Source organism: Brevibacterium linens ATCC 9172, from assembly GCF_900169165.1.
Taxonomy (GTDB): Bacteria; Actinomycetota; Actinomycetes; order Actinomycetales; family Brevibacteriaceae; genus Brevibacterium; species Brevibacterium linens.
In genome coordinates, this window is record NZ_FXYY01000070.1 from 1 (window position 1) to 1,309 (window position 1,309).

General features: G+C 58.4%; 1 protein-coding gene. It reads right to left on the reverse strand.

Features of this window, described 5'->3' with window-relative positions; all coding sequences use genetic code 11:
- Positions 1–938: transposase family protein (locus BLIN9172_RS17775; RefSeq protein ID WP_505542335.1), on the reverse strand; the 938-nt coding region annotated here is incomplete at its 3' end.
- Between the last annotated feature and the right edge of the window lie 371 nt (positions 939–1,309).

The window sequence follows — 1,309 nt, forward strand, 5'->3', positions numbered from 1 at the left end:
GGCGTCTGGCGGTCATCGGGATCTTGCCTTCCATAGGGCAAGCCTGCTCCCGTTTGTTGGGAGTTCGCGCTCAAAGTGCTTGAGGCACCACCAGGTTCTACGCGCTCAAAATAGCTGAGGCACGTCGGGGTGTTCGCGTCGAGGAACCTGATCAGGGTATGGTGGGAGCGTTCGTTCTTACCCTGCGTTGTCGGCTTACCCGGCAGCCCGCTGATCGGCATGGCTCCTTTCGACGCGGGGAATGTCTCCACCGCTCCGATCCGTCCTTGTCGCAGCTGATTGAACGCCGAGGAATTATCCGACAGCACTTCCTTTGGCGCACCGTATTCGGCGATCGCAGCAGCAAGCATCTGATGTGCGTCGGCACTGTTCTCGGCTCGGGAATGTGCTGTCGTGCCGACGTCGAAGCGGGTGGCGTCATCGAGGAGCTGATAGATCGTGATGATCGTCCCGGTCGTCAGTGTGTATTCGAAGGCGTCGAGTTGCCACAGGGCCATGGCGGTAGATCTCGAGAAGGGAATGCAAGAGGACTTGGGTCTCTTCTTCGGGGAGGCTTCGACATGGCCGACACTGGCCAAGAGCCGCGCGATCGTTGCCGGCGAGGGAACCTTCCCACCGGGGAAAGTGTCGGCGATAAGGGCTTCGTAGTGGATGGTTCTGGGTCCGTACTCCCAGCCGTCGAATTTGAGCTGTTTGCGGATGCGGACGAGCTCGTTGACCACGTCGGGACCGTATCGGCGGGCCGGTTGCTTCGGTGCTCGGGATCGCGGGTGTAAAGCTGCTTTCGACTCATGTTGGGACCGGGTGCGGATCTTGTAGAACACACTGCGGGAGATCTTAAGTGACCGGCAGAACTCAGTTACGGAAAGGGCTCCGGGCTGGGTCGGGTCGTAGTTGATGATGTCCGCGCGCACCCGCGGTGTCAGAGAATTCGTCATGACACGAATATCACCGACTGCCGCATCGAATGTGTTCACAATGTCATGAGACATGGTGTCTCCGATGTCATGAGATCGTGTGTCCACGATGTGTTGAGACAGGACATACAAAGCTCTGAGGTCGAGTGTCCCCGAAGGGGTGAGTTTCAGTGTCCACGAAGTCGCGAGGTTACACACCGGGTCCTTACATAGGTGCTACCGCTTCGTTACACACCTGCTACCGAACGCCACTTCTATACACCGAAGGACATCGGGCTCTCATCGACGATCCTTCCCGGTTCGATAACGTGAGCGTCATCGGCGTCGACGAACATGTCTGGCGGCACACCAGACGGGGTGACAAGTACGTGACCGTGATCATCGATCTCACC